22 protein-coding genes and 2 tRNA genes are annotated in these 20,844 nt (G+C 30.0%); 14 read left to right on the top strand and 10 right to left on the bottom strand.

Features of this window, described 5'->3' with window-relative positions; translation table 11 throughout:
* Nucleotides 1–335: 335 nt before the first annotated feature.
* The 9 genes from FBFL15_RS10710 to FBFL15_RS10670 all read left to right on the top strand — a co-directional run bounded on the left by FBFL15_RS10710 (nucleotide 336) and on the right by FBFL15_RS10670 (nucleotide 10,326).
* Nucleotides 336–407, top strand: a tRNA-Glu gene (locus FBFL15_RS10710).
* A 34-nt stretch (nucleotides 408–441) separates the two neighbouring features.
* Nucleotides 442–513 (top strand) — tRNA-Glu (locus FBFL15_RS10705).
* 35 nt (nucleotides 514–548) lie between these two features.
* On the top strand, nucleotides 549–800 hold the full coding sequence (rpsT, locus tag FBFL15_RS10700; RefSeq protein ID WP_014084609.1) for a 30S ribosomal protein S20: 252 nt from the start codon (nucleotides 549–551) through the stop codon (nucleotides 798–800).
* Nucleotides 801–1,200: 400 nt separating this feature from the next.
* Nucleotides 1,201–2,997 carry a translational GTPase TypA gene (gene typA / locus FBFL15_RS10695; protein ID WP_014084608.1) on the top strand — a complete coding sequence of 599 codons (1,797 nt, stop codon included), beginning with the start codon at nucleotides 1,201–1,203 and terminating at the stop codon, nucleotides 2,995–2,997.
* 79 nt (nucleotides 2,998–3,076) lie between these two features.
* Nucleotides 3,077–4,837: an ATP-binding protein gene (locus tag FBFL15_RS10690; RefSeq protein ID WP_014084607.1), complete on the top strand. Its 1,761-nt coding sequence runs from the start codon at nucleotides 3,077–3,079 to the stop codon at nucleotides 4,835–4,837.
* A gap of 144 nt (nucleotides 4,838–4,981) precedes the next feature.
* Nucleotides 4,982–5,314, top strand: a complete 333-nt coding sequence (locus tag FBFL15_RS10685) for a hypothetical protein (RefSeq protein ID WP_044032262.1) — start codon at nucleotides 4,982–4,984, stop codon at nucleotides 5,312–5,314.
* Nucleotides 5,315–5,323: 9 nt separating this feature from the next.
* On the top strand, nucleotides 5,324–6,760 hold the full coding sequence (locus FBFL15_RS10680; protein WP_044032261.1) for a response regulator: 1,437 nt from the start codon (nucleotides 5,324–5,326) through the stop codon (nucleotides 6,758–6,760).
* 391 nt (nucleotides 6,761–7,151) lie between these two features.
* Complete coding sequence (locus FBFL15_RS10675) at nucleotides 7,152–8,501, top strand: ATP-binding protein (protein ID WP_231847463.1); 1,350 nt, start codon at nucleotides 7,152–7,154, stop codon at nucleotides 8,499–8,501.
* A 319-nt stretch (nucleotides 8,502–8,820) separates the two neighbouring features.
* Entirely contained in the window at nucleotides 8,821–10,326 is a 1,506-nt protein-coding gene (locus FBFL15_RS10670) for an ATP-binding protein (protein ID WP_223302253.1), read from the top strand.
* Nucleotides 10,327–10,337: 11 nt separating this feature from the next.
* Here the strand turns inward: FBFL15_RS10670 and ftsY are convergent, their stop codons facing one another.
* From ftsY to FBFL15_RS10620, 10 genes are all read right to left on the bottom strand, one after another.
* Nucleotides 10,338–11,291, bottom strand: a complete 954-nt coding sequence (gene ftsY, locus FBFL15_RS10665) for a signal recognition particle-docking protein FtsY (protein WP_014084604.1) — start codon at nucleotides 11,289–11,291, stop codon at nucleotides 10,338–10,340.
* A 73-nt stretch (nucleotides 11,292–11,364) separates the two neighbouring features.
* Nucleotides 11,365–12,606, bottom strand: a complete 1,242-nt coding sequence (locus tag FBFL15_RS10660; protein ID WP_014084603.1) for an MFS transporter — start codon at nucleotides 12,604–12,606, stop codon at nucleotides 11,365–11,367.
* A gap of 80 nt (nucleotides 12,607–12,686) precedes the next feature.
* The gene (locus FBFL15_RS16180; protein ID WP_014084602.1) at nucleotides 12,687–12,839 is read right to left on the bottom strand and encodes a DUF4295 domain-containing protein; all 153 of its coding nucleotides are present in this window, start codon (nucleotides 12,837–12,839) and stop codon (nucleotides 12,687–12,689) included.
* Between the two features lie 9 nt (nucleotides 12,840–12,848).
* Entirely contained in the window at nucleotides 12,849–13,031 is a 183-nt protein-coding gene (gene rpmG, locus FBFL15_RS10650) for a 50S ribosomal protein L33 (protein ID WP_008253902.1), read from the bottom strand.
* Between the two features lie 27 nt (nucleotides 13,032–13,058).
* Nucleotides 13,059–13,295, bottom strand: a complete 237-nt coding sequence (gene rpmB, locus FBFL15_RS10645; RefSeq protein ID WP_014084601.1) for a 50S ribosomal protein L28 — start codon at nucleotides 13,293–13,295, stop codon at nucleotides 13,059–13,061.
* Nucleotides 13,296–13,369: 74 nt separating this feature from the next.
* Entirely contained in the window at nucleotides 13,370–14,620 is a 1,251-nt protein-coding gene (locus FBFL15_RS10640) for a competence/damage-inducible protein A (protein ID WP_014084600.1), read from the bottom strand.
* An 8-nt stretch (nucleotides 14,621–14,628) separates the two neighbouring features.
* Nucleotides 14,629–14,976, bottom strand: a complete 348-nt coding sequence (locus FBFL15_RS10635; RefSeq protein ID WP_014084599.1) for an Hpt domain-containing protein — start codon at nucleotides 14,974–14,976, stop codon at nucleotides 14,629–14,631.
* Nucleotides 14,976–15,587, bottom strand: a complete 612-nt coding sequence (locus tag FBFL15_RS10630; RefSeq protein ID WP_014084598.1) for a fumarylacetoacetate hydrolase family protein — start codon at nucleotides 15,585–15,587, stop codon at nucleotides 14,976–14,978. The genes FBFL15_RS10635 and FBFL15_RS10630 overlap by 1 nt, the downstream gene beginning before the upstream one ends.
* A gap of 40 nt (nucleotides 15,588–15,627) precedes the next feature.
* Nucleotides 15,628–16,401 carry a 3'-5' exonuclease gene (locus FBFL15_RS10625; protein ID WP_014084597.1) on the bottom strand — a complete coding sequence of 258 codons (774 nt, stop codon included), beginning with the start codon at nucleotides 16,399–16,401 and terminating at the stop codon, nucleotides 15,628–15,630.
* A gap of 283 nt (nucleotides 16,402–16,684) precedes the next feature.
* Entirely contained in the window at nucleotides 16,685–17,149 is a 465-nt protein-coding gene (locus FBFL15_RS10620) for a GAF domain-containing protein (protein WP_014084596.1), read from the bottom strand.
* Between the two features lie 70 nt (nucleotides 17,150–17,219).
* On the opposite strand from FBFL15_RS10620, the gene xrtF reads away from it, so the two are divergent.
* From xrtF to FBFL15_RS10595, 5 genes are all read left to right on the top strand, one after another.
* Nucleotides 17,220–17,756: an exosortase family protein XrtF gene (gene xrtF, locus FBFL15_RS10615; RefSeq protein ID WP_044032259.1), complete on the top strand. Its 537-nt coding sequence runs from the start codon at nucleotides 17,220–17,222 to the stop codon at nucleotides 17,754–17,756.
* A complete protein-coding gene (locus FBFL15_RS17210; RefSeq protein ID WP_014084594.1) occupies nucleotides 17,753–18,181 on the top strand; it encodes an exosortase F system-associated membrane protein in 429 nt (142 codons plus the stop codon). The genes xrtF and FBFL15_RS17210 overlap by 4 nt, the downstream gene beginning before the upstream one ends.
* Before the next feature lie 164 nt (nucleotides 18,182–18,345).
* The gene (locus FBFL15_RS10605; RefSeq protein WP_044032543.1) at nucleotides 18,346–19,014 is read left to right on the top strand and encodes a DedA family protein; all 669 of its coding nucleotides are present in this window, start codon (nucleotides 18,346–18,348) and stop codon (nucleotides 19,012–19,014) included.
* A gap of 1 nt (nucleotide 19,015) precedes the next feature.
* On the top strand, nucleotides 19,016–20,170 hold the full coding sequence (locus FBFL15_RS10600) for a 5-(carboxyamino)imidazole ribonucleotide synthase (RefSeq protein ID WP_014084592.1): 1,155 nt from the start codon (nucleotides 19,016–19,018) through the stop codon (nucleotides 20,168–20,170).
* Nucleotides 20,171–20,182: 12 nt separating this feature from the next.
* Nucleotides 20,183–20,824: an O-methyltransferase gene (locus tag FBFL15_RS10595; protein WP_014084591.1), complete on the top strand. Its 642-nt coding sequence runs from the start codon at nucleotides 20,183–20,185 to the stop codon at nucleotides 20,822–20,824.
* Nucleotides 20,825–20,844: the final 20 nt, after the last annotated feature.

The raw sequence follows: 20,844 nt of genomic DNA, 5'->3' as shown, positions 1-20,844 counted from the left end.
TAATAACAAAATAATGTTTGTTTTAACCAACCTGAATTGTGTTAGTCATTTTTTATATCATGTAAAAATACCACATTTTGACCCAAAAAATACCGTCAAACAACTATTTTTTTATCATGATAGATGTGGTAATTGAAAACTAATCAATCGACTAATAATCAAATAATCAGTTTGAGAGCGAAAGATTATCAATTAGTAAAAATCACAATATCAGTTTGTTATAAAGAACGAATTGTATTTTTAAAAACAAATGTCAAAAAAATATAAAAAAAACTAGTCTAACTATTGCACGAATAAAAAATAATTGTACCTTTGCAACCGCAATACAGAATAATGGCCCGTTCGTCTATCGGTTAGGACGCCAGGTTTTCATCCTGGTAAGAGGGGTTCGATTCCCCTACGGGCTACTAATTTTGTAAAGCAAATAAAAAATAGCCCATTGGCCCGTTCGTCTATCGGTTAGGACGCCAGGTTTTCATCCTGGTAAGAGGGGTTCGATTCCCCTACGGGCTACAAAAAAAAATTATTAAAAGAAAAAAAACAAAAAAATGGCAAATCATAAGTCAGCTTTAAAAAGAATTAGAAGCAACGAAAAGAAAAGAGTATTAAACAGATACCAACATAAAACTACTCGTAATGCTATCAAAGCATTAAGATTGGCTACTGACAAATCTGAAGCAGCTGCTAAATTAGCATCTGTAATATCTATGATTGATAAATTAGCTAAGAAAAATATCATTCATGATAATAAAGCTTCTAATTTGAAGTCTAAATTAACAAAGCATGTATCAAAATTGTAATTCAACAATTTAGTATAAATTAAAAACGCTCCTTTATGGAGCGTTTTTTGTATCAATGTATTGAAAAAAACAATATCAAATGGATGTTGTTTATAAAGTTACTATATAATTTTTTATATTTATTTGCTTTTTAAAAAATGTTGTTCAATATAAAAAGTGCTAATTATTTTTTTAATTAAAATGTTTTGTATTCCAATAAACTACCCTTTTTTGCAAAAAATGGTTGCCCAATGCCCCCTTTTGCTAGGATCTATTAATTTTTTATAAATATATTGATTTTCAACACATTAAATGTAATTGATGCTGCCATGTAGTCTCAAAAATGTTCCAATTTAAAATAAAAAAAATTAATTTTTTATATTAAAATAAAGTGTACCTTTGCACCCATTAAAAATCACAGATGGAATCTATTAGAAACATTGCAATTATTGCCCACGTTGACCACGGTAAAACGACTTTGGTTGATAAAATTATGTACCACTGCCAATTATTTCGTGAAAACGAAAACACAGGCGACTTAATCCTTGACAACAATGATTTGGAACGTGAAAGAGGAATTACAATCACCTCAAAAAACGTTTCGGTAAATTATAAAGGAACCAAAATTAATATTATCGACACACCTGGTCACGCCGATTTTGGTGGAGAGGTAGAGCGTGTTTTAAACATGGCCGATGGTGTTTGTTTGTTAGTAGATGCCTTTGAAGGACCAATGCCACAAACCCGTTTTGTGTTGCAAAAAGCCATAGACCTTGGTTTAAAACCATGTGTAGTAATCAATAAAGTAGATAAAGAAAATTGTACGCCAGAGGAAGTGCATGAAAAAGTTTTCGACTTGATGTTTGAATTGGGTGCTACCGAAGAACAATTGGATTTTCCAACAGTTTATGGTTCGGCTAAAAACAACTGGATGTCCGACGATTGGAAAAACCAAACCGAAAACATCGAACCATTGTTAGATATGGTTATTGCCAATGTGCCTGCACCAAAAGTATCTGAAGGAACACCTCAAATGTTGATTACTTCTTTGGATTTTTCTTCTTTTACAGGTCGTATCGCTATTGGTCGATTGGAAAGAGGAGTTTTGACAGAAAGTATGCCTATTTCATTAGTGAAAAGAGATGGGAAAGTGATGAAATCCAGAATAAAAGAATTGCATACTTTTGAAGGTTTGGGTCGAAAAAAAGTAGCTCAAGTAATAGCAGGAGATATTTGTGCCATTGTAGGTGTCGAAGGTTTTGAAATTGGTGATACTATTGCCGATTTTGAAAACCCAGAAGCTTTGCAAACCATTGCCATCGATGAGCCAACAATGAGTATGTTGTTTACAATCAACGATTCGCCTTTCTTTGGAAAAGAAGGAAAATTTGTAACCTCTCGTCATATTCGTGAAAGATTGACAAAAGAATTAGAGAAAAACTTGGCTATGAAGCTAGGTGAAACCGATTCGGCTGATAAATTCATGGTTTTTGGTCGTGGGGTATTGCACTTATCTGTTCTTATTGAAACTATGAGAAGAGAAGGTTATGAATTGCAAATTGGTCAGCCACAAGTTATTATCAAAGAAATTGATGGTAAAAAATGTGAGCCAATTGAGGAATTAACTATCGATTTGCCAGAGAATCTTTCGGGTCGTGCTGTAGAATTTGTTTCTATTCGAAAAGGAGAAATGATATCTATGGAAGCCAAAGGAGAACGAATGATTGTAAAATTCAATATTCCATCTCGTGGAATTATCGGATTGCGTAACCAATTATTGACTGCAACAGCTGGTGAGGCCATTATGGCTCACCGTTATATTGGATACGAACCCTACAAAGGTGAAATTCCAGGAAGAAATAATGGGTCGTTAATTTCTATGGAAAACGGAAAAGCCATTCCGTATTCTATCGATAAATTACAAGATCGTGGTAAATTCTTTGTGAATCCAAATGATGAAATTTATGAAGGACAAGTAATTGGAGAAAACTCTCGTAGCGATGATATGTGTATCAATGTAACGAAAGCTAAGAAACAATCAAATGTTCGTTCTTCTGGGAATGATGAAAAAGCGAGAATTATTCCGCCTATTATTTTCTCACTTGAAGAAGCATTAGAATACATTCAAAAAGATGAATATGTTGAAGTTACACCAAAAAGTATTCGTTTGAGAAAAATATATTTAACTGAAAATGATAGAAAACGATTCAAGTTTTAATTTATTTTAAATGATAAAAAATGCTATACCTAAAAAGTATAGCATTTTTTTTTATATTTGTCTTTAGAAAAAAAAATTTATGGACGACCATTCGTTTAAAAAAGAGTATGAAAGTATTATAAATGGATATTCTGACAAATTCATTTATCTACTTTTTGCATATATATTGTCAAGTATTATTATAATAATAGTAGATTTTATTTGTGGTCAATATTTAGGGGGTATAATTTTAACCGCTTTTTTAATACCACCATGTGTATTAATGTTTGTAAATTATTACAAAAGAAAGAATTTTGCTATTAGCATTAATCAAGTTTATCTTTTAATTTTTTGTTTGTATGCGTCTATAGTGATTATTGCAACCATTTATTTTAATAAACACCCATTTTTATATACCTATTTTCTTATAATTTTATTTTTGATTGATTTTTTGAATTTTCAAAAGACAGCTATTTTTTTCTATGCTATATTAGCCGCTACTGTTTTTTTGTTATGGAATTTTGAAATTTTTGATTTTTCAAAATATTCAGAAAAAGTTGTAAAATATTATATAATATGGAAGTATTTTCATATTATAATATTGTTTATTGCTGTTTGTATTATAAAATGGTCTAATTTTAAAATGTTTAGGGTGTTTTTGGTGGATTTAATGTTCAAAAATAAAGCATTAGAGTTATTTCAAGAATATCAAAATAATATTCAAAAGGGAAAGGACACTTTTTTTTCTACCATCAGCCATGAAATGCGTACGCCTTTGAACGCCTTAAAGGGTATTTCGGATTTGCTCATTTCAGAGCAACTAACAGTTGAGGAAATTACAGAATACCAACGGATTATGAATTATTCTGCAAATCATTTATTAAATTTGGTAAATGATGTTTTTGATTATACCAAAATTAATTTAGGTGAGTTTAGATTAGTTGAACAAAATTTGAATGTAGAAGAAAACATCAATTTTGCATTTAATATCAATAAAGATACTGCACAAAATAAAGGCATAAGTTATGAATTAGTTAAAGAGACTGCAATTCCAAAATTAGTATTATCAGACATTCAAAGGTTTAATCAAATACTGATGAATTTGATATCTAATGCTATAAAGTTTACAAATAAAGGAGAAGTAAAAGTGTCTTATGGAGGTAACTATACAAAAGAAAATACTGTGTTTATGCTCAATATAAAAGTAGTTGATACAGGAATTGGTATAGACGAAGCAAATTTACCATTGATTTTCGATAAATATTTTCAAGCAAAAAATAATTCAAGTAGTAGTGGTATAGGTTTAGGATTGTTTATTACAAAAAAAATAATCGAAATGATGAAAGGGCAAATTAAAGTTAGAAGTAATCTAAATGTAGGAACATCTTTTGAAATGGAGTTGCCTTTGAAAGTTGTAATAGAAAAAATAGAAGATGCAGCTACTCAATTGATAAATACAAGAAATAAATTAGAAAATTTACGTATTTTGATAGTTGAGGACAATAAAATTAACCAATTAGTTTTGCATAAATTGTTACAAAATAATATAAAAAATAGTAGCATCTTGATTGCAAATGATGGATTAGAAGCTATCGAAAAAATGGGGGTTCATTATTTTGATATCGTATTAATGGATTTGATTATGCCAAAAATGAACGGTTTAGATACTTCAAAATGGATTAGGAATCATAAAAGTAGCTTGATTAATCAGTTGCCTATTATCGCTTTGACGGCTAATATATGGCGAAATGATTTAAAATCATGTTATGCTTCGGGTATTAACGATGTAATTACAAAACCCTATGAAATTAACGATATTATTAAAAAAATGGAAAAATTAACATTAAATACAAAAGAATAAATTAGCTTTGTTTTATTATATAATACAAGCTAATAATGACATAAATTATTAAATGTAGCTAAATTGAATAAACTTCAAATCTACATTTTATGACATTTAAAATGAAAGTACTTTAAGAAAAATTTTCTAAATAAAGTTAAAAGAATGAAAAAAGAAATAACGTTTAAAAATGAAATTGATAATATATTTAAACATTTTGTATCTTATTTTCCTACAAGTGTGGTTTTTTATGTGGTAATTGCAATAGTTATATCTGCTATTGATTATTATTTAGGACTAAAGTTTGTTGCGAAAGTAAATTTAATTTGTGTAATTCCAACCTTGTTTATTATATTTTATAGTATAATTAAACATAAAAAATTAAAAATATCTATAACCCAAGCCATTTTTGTATTAATATTTATTTTTATCAATTTTACTATAGTTGGAGTTTGTTATAACGTAACTTACCCTTATATGAATGTTTGGTTTTTATAGTTTTTTTTTATGGTAAAGCCCATAAATTTTCAAAAAAAAGCGGTTTATTTTTATATATTTATAATTATTACAGTTTATGCCATCAATACCTTTGAGTTTTTAAATCTTAATGATAGCATACAAGAAGTCAATAAAAACCCTCAATTGGTAAGAGATGCAAATATAATATTGATATTAATGTCGATAGTTTATATAGAAACTGTTAGCCGAAAAGTATTTGATAGACATATTGATGAAATATTAATTGAAAAAAATGAATTAGCAATTTACAAGTCCAATCAAATTAATATTCAACAAGTAAAAGATACTTTTTTTACCACAATTAGTCATGAAATGCGAACGCCGCTTAATGCAATTAAAGGCATATCAGATTTATTAGTATCTAAAAAATTAACTCAAAAAGAGATAGAAGATTATCAAAAAATAATGAATTACTCCTCGGATCATCTTTTGAATTTAGTTAACGATGTATTGGATTTTTCAAAAATTAATTTAGGAGAGTTTAGTTTGTCTCATGGGCAGTTTGATTTGGAAGATAATATTCAATTTGTTTATAATACTAATAAAAATGGAGCTAAAGAAAAAAAATTAAATTATACGATAGAAAGAAAATCGGACTTACCAAAATTTGTTATGGGCGATGCCCAACGATTTAACCAAGTATTGATGAATTTGATTTCAAATGCAATCAAATTTACCAAAAAAGGGTTTGTTAATATAGTATATCAAGGATATTATGATCCAGATAAACCCAAATGTTATCGCCTCAATCTTACTATTACAGATTCTGGAATGGGTATTTCGGAGACTAATTTGGCCTTTATTTTCGACAAATATTTCCGTGCCAAAATAGCACATTCTGAAAGTGGTATTGGTTTAGGAATGTTTATAACTAAACAAATTGTTGATTTAATGGAAGGTACTATAACCGTAGAAAGCCAAGTTGGGATTGGAACTATATTTAAATTAGATATTCCGTTTGAGTTTTTAGAGACTCATGACAAAGATAATTTTATTACTCAAATTGATTATGATTTTTTATCCAATTTAAACGTATTAATTGCAGAGGATAATAAAGTAAATCAAATTGTGTTGAGTAAATTATTAAGTAACAATTTGAAAAACTGTAAAATAACAATTGTTGATAATGGTAAATTAGCTATAGCAGAATTAGAAAAAAAACCATACGATATTGTTTTATTAGATATCATTATGCCCATTATGAATGGATTAGACGCTACAAAGCATATACGAACTATGACAAACTGGGACATGCAAAATGTACCAATAATAGCAATTACGGCCAATGTTTGGGAAAATAATTTCAAAGAATGTTATGATGTTGGTGTGAATGATGTCATTACAAAACCTTTTGAAATAGATGATGTTCTAGGCAAAATTAGTTATTTAATGAAACAAAAAGTATTTGTTAAAGATGAATTCTAATGCCTATAATAACGAAGTTCAAAAAATTGTTAAACTGTATATTATCCAGTTTAAAGAAATTTTGATGCTTTTTATTTTTGGTAACCTTGCATCGTCAATAATCAATATGATTTGCGGTGCCTATATTTTTGCGTTTTTTAATATATTATTTATATTACCTTCTATAATTTTAGTAATATATAGAAAAATAAACCAACTTCCCATTGCAAGTACTACAAATGACATCATATTAGTAATTTGTTGCTTGTTTCTTGATTTTTTTTTCGTTGCAATAATTTATGACAGGAAACATCCCTTTTTATTTTGGTGGTTTATTTTATTATTTTATAATTTAAATACAATCATTTTTCAAAAAAAAGCTATTAGTTTACATTTATTTATAATATTCACCATGTTTATGATTTATTATGCTCCTATTTTAGATTTTTCTGAATATTGTGAACAGATACATTATTATTTTTTTTGGAAATTTTCTCATTTTGCGTTGATAGTGTGTGCTATAATTTATTTAGAAACAATAAATAATAGGTTTTTTGAAAGAATTTTAGGAGGAATGTTAGTTAGAAATATTGAACTTGAAGATTATAAACAAAAACAAATTCATATTCAAAAAGTAAAAGACCATTTTTTTGCAACTATTAGCCATGAAATGAGAACACCTTTGAATGCCATTAAGGGTATATCTGATTTACTCATTTCGGACAAACTTGTAAATAGTGAAGTAATTGAATATCAAACCATTATGAATTATTCCTCCAATCATCTTTTGAGTTTAATAAATGACGTTTTAGATTATTCCAAAATTAATCTTGGTGAGTTCAAATTGACTCAAAATACATTTAGTATTGAGGAAAATGTAGATTTTATTTTTAAGATCAATCAAAATATGGTCAATCAAAAAAAATTAATGTATGAATTAATTAAAAAGTCGGATTTTCCTAAATATGTTTATGGCGACACCCAACGTTTCAATCAAGTTTTGATGAACATTATTTCTAATGCTATAAAATTCACAGAAAAAGGATCGGTTCAAGTTATTATGAATAAAGTAGTAATTGAAAAAAATAAAATCAATCTGATTATAGAAATTATTGATACCGGAATTGGTATTGCAAACGAAAATTTGAACGCAATTTTTGAAAGATATTACCAATCCAAAAACAACATTACTAGCAACGGTATTGGATTAGGGCTTTACATTACAAAGGAAATTATCGATCTAATGGGGGGTACTATTTCTGTTAAAAGTACATTAAATATAGGAACTTGTTTTGTAATTCAAATTCCTTTTGAAATTGCTCAAATTCAATCAACTTCAAGTTATGTAAACGATGTAATAATCGAAAATTTATCCAATTTAAAAATATTGATAGTTGAAGATAATAAAATAAATCAAAAAATACTTCAAAAATTATTGCTAAATAATTTAAAAAAATGTACTATAATAATTGCTGAAAATGGAAAAAAAGCAATTGATTTGCTTATCGAAAATAAGTTTGATATTGTTTTGATGGATATTTTAATGCCAATTATGAATGGTATTGAAGCCACAAAACAAATTAGAACATCTAAAGATGAAAATTTAAAAAAAATACCAATAATAGCGCTAACAGCAAACACAATAAACCAAGATTTTTATACTTGCCAAAAAGTAGGATTTGATGCAGTAATTACAAAACCGTATGAAATTCATGATGTAATTGTAAAAATGTATAGTTTAATTCAATTAACATCAAATTGAATGTGGATATTTTTAAATTTTATATTTTTGTTTAAACATACTGTAATAAATTAAACACAAGAAGAATATAATGCAAAAAAAGAGCAAATCATTCCACAAGGAAATAGAACAGATTGTTGCGATTTATATTAAACAGTTTACCCAAAATTTCGCATTATTTTTTTGGGGAAGTATCTATATTACCATAGTAAATATTATTTGTGGTGCATACATTTTTGCCTTTTTTACATTTACAGCTTTTTTACCTGCCTTAATTGTTTTCATAAAAAGTTATTTAACTCATAAAAAATTAATAATTACTATAAGAATAGCTTATATTATGATTTTTTCATTGTTATATGAGTTCTTTTTTGCAGGAATAATATATGATCACCAACATGAATTTCTCTTTTTTTGGTTTGCTATATTGTTTTATAATATTAATATTGTAAATTTTCAAAATCGAGCCATTTTACTACATGGACTTGTGGTACTTGTAATGCTAGCCATTTACTTTGTTCCTTTTTTAGATTTTTCTGTGTATGCTGAACAGATACAATATTTTCAATTCTGGAAATACAGCCACTTAGGGTTAATTTTTGGTGCAATTATTGTTTTAGAATTTGTAAATGCTAGCATGTTTGAACGAATATTTGGCGATATGCTCAACAAAAATATCGAATTAGAAAATTATAAAATCAATCAACTCAATATTCAAAACGTTAAAGACAATTTTTTTACAACCATTAGCCACGAAATGAGAACCCCCTTAAATGCCATCAAAGGGATTTCAGATTTGTTAATTTCTCAGCAATTGAGTAGGGAAGAGGTGGTCGAATTTCAAAAAACACTAAACTACTCTTCCAATCATTTATTAAGTTTGGTAAATGATGTTTTGGATTATTCCAAAATTAATTTAGGAGAATTTAATTTGTCAAAAAAAAGTTTTAATTTAGAAGAAAGCATTCAATTTGTTTATAATGTCAATAGAAATTTTGCTAATCAAAAACAGTTAATTTATACCATCGAAAAATGGAATACAATTCCAATGATGGTAATAGGTGATGTTCAACGGTTTAATCAAATTTTGATGAATCTAATTTCTAATGCAATAAAATTTACACATTCTGGATTTGTAGAAATTACTTTTGGGGGCCATTTTTCAACGGATAATAATAGTATTTTTTTATTGAAAGTCTCAATAAAAGACTCTGGTATTGGTATAGAAAAGGAACATCTTGACAATATTTTTAATAAATACTATCAAGCTAAAAACCAAGAAAGCAATTTAGGAATTGGATTAGGCTTATATATTTCAAAAATGATCATTAACTTAATGAACGGCCAAATTCAAGTGTCGAGCAAAGTTGGGAGTGGAACTGTTTTTGACATTACACTTCCATTTGAAATAGCTAATTTGGCATCATTAAATCATGTAACTTCTGAATTTAATTCCCATTTTTTAATGAATTTAAATGTTTTAATTGTAGAAGATAATCAAATCAATCAATTAGTTTTAAAAAAATTGTTAATAAAAAATTTACAAAATTGTCAAGTAAAAATAGTAAAAAATGGTTTGGAGGCTATCAAAGAACTTGAAAAAAACCAAGAGTATGATGTAGTTTTGATGGACATCATTATGCCAATAATGGACGGATACGAAGCCTCAAAAATTATTAGAGCTTCCAACAACGATAAACTTAAAAATATTCCCATCATTGCTATTACTGCAAACGTATTAGAATATGATTATAATTTATGCTACCAAATTGGTATCAACGAAGTGATTACTAAACCCTTTGAAATTGAAGATGTTTTTAAAAAAATGTATGAAAATATCAAGTAATAATCGGATTTTTATTTGAAAAAACTATCAACAAACTCAAATTTATTAAATACTTGCAAATCTTCTATTCCTTCGCCAATGCCAATATATTTTACTGGTATTTGAAACTGATCTGAAATGCCAATTACGACACCTCCCTTTGCAGTGCCATCTAGTTTTGTAACAGCCAAGCAACTTACTTCTGTAGCTGCAGTAAATTGTTTTGCTTGCTCAAAAGCATTTTGTCCTGTCGAGCCATCTAATACCAGCATCACATCATGTGGGGCATCGGCAACTACTTTTTGCATTACTCTTTTAACTTTGGTTAATTCATTCATCAACCCTATTTTATTGTGCAAACGTCCAGCAGTGTCTATGATGACTACATCGGCATCTTGTGCTACTGCCGATTGCAACGTATCAAAAGCTACCGAGGCAGGATCGCTCCCCATTTGTTGTTTTACAAGTGGCACCTGAACCCTATCGGCCCATATTTGTAATTGATCTATGGCAGCAGCTCTAAATGTGTCTGCAGCACCCAATACTACTTTAAATCCTTTTTTCTTTAATTGATAGGCCAGTTTTCCAATCGTAGTGGTTTTACCCACTCCATTTACTCCTACAACCATCAATACATAAGGTTTGGATGGTGTTGGAATTACAAAATCTGTTGCCGTACCCATATTGGTTTCCGAGAGCAAACTCCCAATTTCGTCTCTCAATATTTGATTAAGTTCCGATGTACCCAAATATTTATCCGAAGCAACTCTTTTTTCAATTCTTTCTATAATTTTTAAAGTTGTTTGAACCCCAACATCCGAACCAATCAAAATCTCTTCTAATTGATCCAATACTTGATCATCTACTTTTGATTTTCCAGCAATAACTTTTGTGAGTTTTGAAAAAAAACTGTTTTTACTTTTTTCCAATCCCTTGTCAAGCGTTTGCTTTTTGTCTGAAGAAAATATTTTTTGAAAAAAATTCATTTTTTATGGTTTCTATGTTATTATTTATTACAAAAGTATTAATAATTTATGATGTATTTAATATTTTTTTAATTTATTCGTCAATAAAATCCAAATCCTTATCGTGAGTCTCTGGAATTGTTAATATGCTAAAAATCCCTATAAAAAAACAAATAATCATCAAAATCAAACAAGATTCTAGGATTGAAAATGTATTATTTTTCAAAAAACTAAAAAACATAGTCATCAAAACTACTGTTCCTCTAACCATATTGGGTATGGTAGTAGCGGCAGTAGCTCTTATATTAGTACCAAATTGTTCGGCTCCAATTGTTACAAACATTGCCCAGTAGCCAATTCCAAGTCCTAACAATAACATCAATAGATAAAAAAGTATATCACTTGCAACAGTAATAAAAATTAATAATGTATTGATGGCTAATGTAAATAACATCATATACAATACAGCTTTTTTTCTTGATTTTAAAAATTGACTGATCAATCCACTTGCTAAATCGCCTATAGAAAGTCCAACATAAGCCCACAATATTGATAATCCAGGTTGTATTTGCAATCCCATTTCGGCCCCAATTTCATTACTAAATGTTGCCATAATACCAATGACAAACCAAGTTGGTACACCAATGCCTATACATTTTATATAGGTAATAAACCTTTTTTTTGAGTTGAACAACATCCCAAAATGACCTTTTTTGATTTGATTATTTGACTTTAATTTTTCAAAAACAGCCGATTCAAACACATTCATCCTTAATAATAATAGTACAATTCCCATTCCTCCACCAACAAAGTATGCAATCCTCCAGTCAAATAATTGTACTGTAAAATAGCCAACAACGGCGCCCAACAACCCAATTGCTGCTACTAAAGATGTGCCAATAGCTCTAATTTGTTTAGGCAAAATTTCTGAAACCAAGGTAATGCCTGCACCAAGTTCGCCAGCCAATCCTATGCCAGCTAACAATCGCAACCATTTATAAACAGTAGGATCCATAACAAAGCCACAAGCAATATTGGCCAATGAATACGTTACAATAGATCCAAATAATACAGACAATCTGCCTTTTTTGTCACCTAAAATGCCCCAAAATATACCCCCAATAAGCAAACCAGTCATTTGATAATTTAAAATACTTGTTCCAATGCTAGACACTTCGGTTTCAGACAGTCCTAATGCTTTCAAACTAGGAACTCTTACAATACCAAATAATAACAAGTCGTAAATATCTACAAAATATCCTAAAGCGGCTACAATTACAGGAACACTCCACAAGTGTTGATAGCCATTTTTAATAGGAATAGGTGGGTTTTCCATATAGATTTTAAAATTTTATAACAACAAAAAAAAGCCACTTTCAAAATAGAAAGTAGCTTTGTGATTTTATACGTATTGAATTATTGTTTTTTCAAAAATTCATCTACAGCTTCTGGAGCCATAATTGCTTCAACGAAAGTATATGCACCAGTTTTTGGCGATTTTACCATTTTGATGGCTTTTGATAATCTTTTTGAAGCTGTTTGTAACGATGCTACGGTTTTCTTTGCCATGACTAATAATTATTTTATTTCTTTATGAACAGTTACACGTTTCAAGATAGGGTTAAATTTTTTAATTTCTAATCTATCTGGAGTATTTTTTTTGTTTTTTGTAGTAATGTATCTAGAAGTTCCTGGAACACCAGATGTTTTGTGTTCTGTACACTCTAAAATAACTTGAATTCTATTACCTTTCTTTGCCATTTTTTTTCTCTTTATTTATTGAAAAGATTATTTTACTAACCCTTTTGACTGTGCTTTTTTCAAAACAGCAGAAATTCCATTTTTGTTAATAGTTTTTATTGTTGATGCAGCTACTCTAAGAGTAATCCATCTGTCTTCCTCTGGAAGATAAAAACGTTTCTTTAGTAAGTTTACAGAAAACTTTCTTTTGGTTTTATTCATAGCGTGGGAAACGTTATTTCCTACCATCGCTCTTTTACCTGTAAGGCTACAAACTCTTGACATTATGCTTATCTTTTATCGTTATTCAAATCGAGGGTGCAAAGAAAAGAAATTTAAAATGATTTTCCAAAACTTTATTATATATTTTTTAAAATTTCTTTCTGTATCATTTCCAATCCTTTTATGCTGGCACGCTCTATAACTTTTTCTCGTGGTTGCCCAAAGTTAAATGTCTCTGAAAAGACTCCTTTTGGTCCTGCAATAGCAATGCAAACTGTCCCTATTTTTTTTTCCAAATCACCTTTAGATGGTCCCGCATTGCCGGTTGTAGCAATGGCATAATCTGTATTTAATAAGTGTTTTACTTTATGAGCCATTTCCTCTGCAACTTCCTGACTAACAACACCATAAGTTGCCAATGTGCTTTCGGCTACTTTCAAAACAGTTGTTTTTATAGCCGTATCATAACACACGATACTTCCTTTAAAATAACCAGAGGCTCCTGCAACGGAACTTAATAATTGGGCTATTTTGCCTCCCGTACAACTTTCTGCAGTTGCAATTGTAGCCTTTTGTTGTTTTAATAATTGCCCCACAACTACCTCTATGGTTTCCGAATCGTCGTAGCCTACAATGGTATCGCCAATGAGTTCATGCAGCAAATGTATTTGTGTTGCAAGCCCATTTTCTAATAATGCTTTGTCTGTGCCACGTGCCGACAAGCGTAAGCGAACCCTCCCAGGACTAGGCAAATAGGCCAATTTGATATACTCGGGCAGATTGTTTTCCCAATCTTCCAATTTTTCTGCCAATAAACTTTCGCCCATGCCATAAGTTAAGATGGTTTTATGCAGGATGTAAGGCCTTTTATACTTTGAAATCAACCTTGGAATAACCTCGTTTTCCATTAAATATTTGGTTTCAAAGGGCACTCCAGGTAATGAAATAAAAACGGTTTGGTCTTTTTGCATCCACATTCCAGGAGCCGTACCTACCTGATTGTGCAAAACAGTACATCTGGTGGGTACAAGGGCTTGCTCTTTATTGATTGTAGTTATTGGACGTTGATAAAAACCTTCAATCAATTGGGTAACATGTGCCAATACTTTTACATCAATTTGCAATTGATCATCAAAATAATCGCAAAAAGTTTTTTTGGTAATATCGTCTTTTGTCGGGCCTAGTCCACCTGTAATGACAACCAAATCAACTTTGTTCTGAAACCACGTTAATGTATCCAAAATAGCTTGTTTTTGGTCGGATATTGATAACATTTCAGATATTTCAATGCCAATTTTATCTAATGATTTGGCAATAAAACTAGAGTTGGTATCCACTATTTGACCAATCAATATTTCGTCGCCAATGGTTACAATTGCTGCTTTCAAATGTTTGATTATTTTAAATTAAAATCTTTTTTAATTTCTTTCACGGCATTATCCACCTGATTTTTAATGCTTTTGAATATTTCTTTCACCTCTTTGCGTTTGCCTTCGGCTTTTGCCCAAGCTTCAATTTGCAAAATTTCGGTATGTGCCAAACTCATGCTTAATAAGTCAAAAGTTGGTTTTATTTTGTGGGCAAATGCATAAGCGTTTTTATAATCTTTGATTTCTATTGCATCTTTGATTTTTTCTAAATCTTCAGGAATTTCGCTAACAAATAAATTGATAATTTCTTTTACAAATTCATCATCATTTTCCGAAATTTGATGCACTTTTGCTAAATTGTAGTGTATTGCCATTATTTTATATTTATTCTGAATAATTTATTTCCTTCTAAAAATCCTTCCAAAACATCATTTGGTCGAACAGCTGCCACTCCTTTTGGTGTTCCTGTAAAGATGATATCACCTATTTTTAAAGTAAAATACTGCGAAATATAGGCTATTAATTCATCAATTTTCCACATCATATTTTGTGTATGGCCTTCTTGAACTATTTTGCCATTGTTGGTTAATTCAAAATGCAAATTTTCTAATGATGTAAAATTATTTTTTGAAACAAAATCACCCACAACAGCCGATCCGTCAAAACTTTTTGCTTTTTCCCATGGCAAACCTTTTGCTTTTAAAGTGTCTTGCAAATCTCGAGCTGTAAAATCGATACCTATACTAATTTCATCATAATATTTGTGTGCAAATTTGGCGTCGATGTATTTACCAACTTTACAAATTTTTACAATAACTTCTATTTCATGATGCACATCGTTTGAAAATTCAGGAATCACAAACGGATGTTGTTTTAACAATACAGCCGAGTCGGGCTTCATAAACACCACGGGTTCCGTTGGTCGTTCATTGTGCAACTCTTTGATGTGTTCTACATAATTTCGACCAATACAAATTATTTTCATAGCTTGTCTATTTTAATCGCACAATTTCTAAATTGTTTTTTTATGATTTATTATTGAATTTTCTTAATTTTATGGCAGTCAGTACTTTTTTTGTATATAAAGGAAAATCTGCGTTTTGAATCCAACTAAAATACCCTGGTTCTGAGTCTAGTACTTTTTCTACTTTGACTCCTTTGTGTTTGCCAAATGTAAATATTTCTTCGTCATCTTTGTCAAATGCAATCATTCCTGCAAAATCAGCTATTTTTTTTCGTGTGGTAAATCCTGATAAAAATTTGGCATCATTTTCCAATTCTGGATAACGGTCTAATTGAGCCTTCAAAATTTCATACGTTGCCATTGTATCTGCTTCGGCAGAATGGGCATTTTCTAAACTTTTGCCGCAATAAAACTTATATGCAGCGCTCAACGTACGCTCTTCCATTTTATGAAAAATAGTTTGAACATCAATGGATACTTTATTTTTCATATCAAAATCCAATCCTGCTCGCAACATTTCTTCTGCCAATAGCGGAATGTCAAATCTGTCGGAATTATATCCCCCCAAATCGGCATCCTTAATCATGTTGTGAATTAGCGGTGCCAATTCTTTGAATGTGGGTTCATTGGCCACTTGCTCATTTGTAATTCCGTGTACTGCTGTTGTTTGTGCAGGAATCATAACTGTGGGATTCACAAGCCAAGTTTTACTTTCTTTATTGCCATTTGGATACACTTTGAATATTGAAATTTCTACAATTCGGTCTTTTCCAATGTCAGTTCCTGTTGTTTCTAAATCAAAAAAACAAAGCGGCTTATTTAGTTTTAGTTCCATAGATTCTTTAATTGGTACAAATATATTGTTTTCATCTTAAAAGTTTTATTTTTTTTAACAAATCTTTTTGTTTTTTCAAAATGATTCAAACTGAACACATTAGCCGTATTTTGTATCAATTGTTTAAATACAATCAAAATCAAAAACCTGCTTGAGTTTATCTTCTTTAGGTTTGTTTTTTTTACAAAAAAAACCTATTATTTTATATTAATTTTAAAAAATAACAACAAAAATCAGGTTTAATTGTGTTTTTTTTACTATTTATTTCAATAAAAACTTTAAATTATGATTTGGGATATATTTTTGAAATGGCTTGATTGACAAACTCTAAAAAACGCTCGTCGTCCTCTGTAAAAGGGTCTAATTGATTAGAGTCTATATCTATTTGTCCTATATTTTTGCCATCTACAAATAGTGGAATTACAATTTCCGATTTTACACTCCAACTACAAGCAATATAATTGTCCTGTGCCGCAACATCTGGAACTACAAAATTTTGATTGGAAACAGCCACCTGACCACAAATGCCTTTTCCAAATGGAATCACCGTATGGTCTGTTGGGGCACCAACATAAGGACCCAAAATCAATTCTTCTTTTTGTCCATTTCTAAAATAAAATCCAACCCAATTATAATGGGCTATATTTTGTTCTAATAGTTGGCAAATGGCCAATAATTTTTCGTCAAATGACCATTGGTTTTCACCAACAATAGTAGCTACTTTGGGCTTTAATGCTTCAAAAATCATAATTTTTTTTTGAACAAATATAATAGTATTATACAAAAAAAAACTAATTTTGTCTAAAAAATTGAAGCTTTTGAAAAATTATTTTACGCTCTATAAACCTTTTTTAGTTTTTGTTTTAAAATTTTTGGCTACATACAGCCTGATGAGTTTTGCCTATCATTTTTATTTGTCGCAATATGTGATGACAATAGACCCCATTACTCAAATGGTAGCCAAACAAAGCAAGGACTTTTTATCGTTATTTTCGCCAAATGTTTACATCCAAAACGATATAAAATCGGCTTGCGTTCAATTTTTTTATAAAAAAAATTATATTTTAAGGGTTATCGAAGGCTGTAATGGGCTTAGTATCATCATTTTATTTGTAGCTTTTATTATCGCATTTAAAGGACAGTTAAAAAACACGTTGAGATATATTTTATTTGGAATTTTGATCATTCATGTTTTAAATATCGTACGAATTGCATTACTTGCGGTTTTACTATTTGAATATGCAACCTACGAGCATTTTTGGCACGATATTTTGTTTCCTTTAATTATATATGGTACAGTATTAGTATTATGGATTTTTTGGGTTAAATCTTTTTCAAATACCATTAAAAAATGAAAAATAATATAAAAATAGTATATGTTATGATTTGCATTTTGGGTATCATAGCAGTGAGGGTTTTTGAAAATCAATGGTTTTACGACCCATTAATTCATTATTTTAAAAATGATTTTTACAATAATCCCATTCCAAATATGGATCAAATGGCTTTGTATTTTGGTTTAACATTGAGGTATTTTTGTAATAGCTTATTATCTATAATCATACTTTTTTTGGTTTTTAAAGACTTAAATTTAACCAAATTCAGTGCAATTTTGTATCTTTTTTTTTATATATTATTAATAATAACCTTTTTTACATTACTCCATTTTGATGCCAATAATCAAAAAATGTTCCTTTTTTATGTCAGACGTTTTTTGATTCAGCCCATTTTTTTGCTTTTATTTTTACCTGCTTTTTATTATCAAAAAAAACAAAAATAATGATCTAAAATATTGATTAATAAGTAATTAATATTAAATAAATATACATTTTCTTTATCAATTAATATAAAAAGGTGTTTTATTTTTCTTAAAATATTGATAATTAATTGTACCATTAGCCAATTTTTAGTAATTTCACGGCTTAATTTTAAATGAAACTCATGATGATGGACTTTGACTGGAAACAACTTTTTAACCCAGAATTTTATATACTGCTCAAAATAGGCGGCTTTCAAATTGGTTTATTTGTAGTGTTATTTATCGTGTATGCAGAAACAGGTTTGTTAGCAGGTTTTTTTCTTCCTGGCGACAGTTTGCTATTTTTGTCTGGAATTTACAGCGAAACACTCATGTTACAAATAAGTTCTGGTAGCGATTTTTTAAATCTTTTCATTTTAGCCAGTTTGGTTTCACTTATGGGGATTTTAGGGAACATGACGGGGTATTGGTTTGGAGCAAAAAGTGGTAACTACCTATATAACAGAGAGGATAGCTTGTTTTTTAAGAAAAAATACTTGTATCAATCAAAAGCATTTTTTGATAAATACGGGGGCAAAGCTATTATATATGCTAGATTTTTGCCAATTGTTAGAACATTTGCACCTGTAATTGCCGGCATTGTTTCTATGGACAAAAAACAATTCATGTTTTTCAATGTGTTGAGTTCTATTTTGTGGTCGTTTAGTTTGATTTTTGCGGGACATTACTTATCAAAGTTGATATTGGACGAATTTGGTTTCGACCTCAAAAAACATATAGAATTGTTAGTTTTAGGAATTGTTTTTGTAACGACACTTCCCGTATTTTTAAAATTATTCAAAACCCAAAAATAATATGCACTTTTTTTCTTCAGATTTTAAACTTGGTATTTTAGGTGGCGGACAACTCGGAAAAATGTTGCTTTCCGAAACCCGAAAGTTTGATATTCAGACCTATGTGTTGGATCCTAGTGAGGAGGCACCTTGTAAAATAGCTTGTAATCAATTTTTTAAAGGAAACTTGATGGATTATGAAACGGTTTATGAATTTGGCAAAAAAGTAGATGTTTTGACGGTAGAAATTGAATTGGTAAATTTAGAAGCACTTCAAAAATTAGAATCAGAAGGACTACAAGTTTATCCTTCATATCAAACGTTGAAGCGCATTCAAAACAAAGCCATTCAAAAAAATGTTTATACTGCAAATCAAATTCCAACTGCACCATTTTGTCGTTTTGAATCGTTAGCCGATTTGAAATTAGCTCTTGAAAATCAGCAAATTAACTTGCCATTTGTTTGGAAATGTACAGAATTTGGTTATGATGGTTATGGTGTAAAAGTGGTAAAAGCAATGAACGATTTGCAAAATTTGCCAGAAACCGAGTGTATTGCAGAGCAAATGGTTGATTTTAAAAAAGAATTGGCCGTTATGGTTTGTCGAAATCCCTCGGGAGAGGTAGTAACGTATCCTGTAGTAGAAATGGAATTTCATCCAGAAGCCAATCAAGTTGAATATGTTATTTGTCCTGCACGAATTGATGCAGCAATTGCCGAAAAAGCACAACAAATAGCCTTAAAAGTATCGGAACAATTTAATCATATTGGACTTTTGGCCGTTGAAATGTTTCAAACCCAGTCCGACGACATTTTAGTAAACGAGGTAGCGCCTCGACCTCATAATTCGGGACATTACAGTATCGAAGCCAGTTATACCTCTCAGTTTGAAAATCATTTGCGGGCAGTACTCAATTTGCCTTTGGGCGATACGGCTAGCAAAGTAGCAGGAGTTATGGTCAATTTGGTAGGCGAAGAGGGCTACGAAGGTCAAGTGGTGTATCAAAATATAGATAAAATCATGTCTATTTCGGGGGTTACGCCTCATATTTATGGAAAAAAACAAACACGACCCTTCCGAAAAATGGGACATGTAACAATAATAAATGAAAACATGGACGAAGCCCGCAAAGTTGCTGAAATTGTCAAAAATCAAATCAAAGTAATTAGTTTGTAACCCCATTATTTTATGCACTTTTTGTCTGAAGCATTAGAAGAATATATTGAGCAACATACTGAAAATGAACCTGGTTTATTAGCAGAATTGCAAAAAGAAACCTATCAAAAAATACTTTTGCCTCGTATGTTGAGTGGTCATTTTCAAGGTAGGATTTTGAGCCTTATTTCAAATTTAGTAGCTCCTAAAAACATACTCGAAATTGGCACATTTACAGGCTATTCGGCTTTGTGTTTGTGCGAAGGAATGCAAGCAAATGGCCAGTTACACACCATAGATATTAAAGAGGAATTGGTTGATTTTCAACGAAAGTATTTTGATAAATCCCCTTGGGGTAACCAAATTATCCAACATTTAGGGCCTGCTTTGTCTATCATTCCCACGTTGGATGTTACTTTTGATTTGGTTTTTATAGATGCCGACAAAGAAAATTATATTCAATACTACCAACTTATTGTACCAAAAATGAACAAAGGTGGTATTATCCTGTCTGACAATGTTTTGTGGAGTGGTAAAGTTGTTGAGCCTCTACAAAAAAACGACAAAAGCACCAAAATTCTTTTAGAATATAATGCGCTTATCAAAAACGATCCTCGCGTAACCACTTATTTATTACCAATAAGAGATGGTTTAATGCTTACAAAAATAATATAAAAACGATATTCAATATATAA

It is taken from the genome of Flavobacterium branchiophilum FL-15 (assembly GCF_000253275.1).
Taxonomy (GTDB): Bacteria; Bacteroidota; Bacteroidia; order Flavobacteriales; family Flavobacteriaceae; genus Flavobacterium; species Flavobacterium branchiophilum.
The sequence above is the reverse complement of the archived record's forward strand: the minus strand, read 5'-3'. Positions and strand labels throughout refer to the sequence as shown.